We start from the raw sequence: 1,150 nt of genomic DNA, 5'->3' as shown, positions 1-1,150 counted from the left end.
GTATTTATAGTTTGGAAGAATTATTCCGCCATGAATTTACGCACTACTTACAGGGAAGGTACGAGGTTCAGGRATTATGGGGCCAAGGGGAAATGTATCAAAATGAACGTTTAACATGGTTTGAAGAAGGGAATGCAGAGTTCTTTGCAGGTGCAACGCGATTAGATAGTGTAGTACCGCGAAAAAGTATAATTGGTGGATTATCTAATGATCCTGCAAAACGTTACACAGCAGCACAAACATTAAATGCGAAATATGGAACGTTTGATTTTTATAACTATTCGTTTGCATTGCAATCATATATGTATAATAACCGTCCTGAAATGTTCGATAAAGTGCATGATTTAATTCGTGCTAATGATGTTTCAAGTTACGATGCATACCGTTCTACATTAAGCAAAGATAATAAATTAAATGAAGAATATCAATCTTATATGCAAATGCTTATTGATAATCGTGATAAGTATACAATTCCACAAGTATCAGATGAGTACTTAGCGCAGCATGATCCAAAATCGCTTTCGGACGTTACTTCAGATATCACTAATGAATCAAAGTTAAAAGATGTGAAAGTAACAAAGAATAAATCACAATTCTTTAATACATTTACACTACAGGGGACATATACTGGAAGTGCGACAAAAGGAGAGATTGAGGATTGGAAAGTAATGAATCAAGCAACAAATGATATGTTGAAACGTCTTTCAGGAAAAGCGTGGACTGGATATAAAACATTGACTGCTTATTTTGTAAATTACCGTGTAAATAATGCTGGACAATTTGAATATGATGTTGTATTTAGCGGGCTGAATACGGAAGAAGGTACGGCTGTAGAAAAAGAACCGAATAATTCATTTGATACAGCGAATCCACTATCTTTGAACATTTTGTTAAGAGGAAACTTAAGCGATCAAGATCAGGGGGATAAATTTGTTATTGATGTAAAGGATCAAAAAGATTTACAGATTTCTGTTACGAACGAACAAAACCTTGGACTGAACTGGGTATTATATTCTGAATCAGATCTAAATAATTATGTAGCTTATGCAACAAAACGTGATGGAAACAAATTGCTTGGAAATTATAATGCGAAGCCAGGGAAATATTACTTAAGTGTATATAAGTATGGCGGTGGAACAGGGAATTATAC

The 1,150-nt window shown here is 34.4% G+C and carries 1 protein-coding gene; it reads left to right on the top strand.

All coding sequences use genetic code 11. From position 1 onward, the window contains the following. Window positions 1–1,150, top strand: a 1,150-nt coding sequence (locus AC1DTM_RS27625) for a collagenase (protein ID WP_477001390.1), incomplete at both ends; no start/stop codon positions are given.

The organism is Bacillus sp. P4_D3, assembly GCF_056401855.1.
This window is presented reverse-complemented; position numbering and strand designations above follow the sequence as displayed.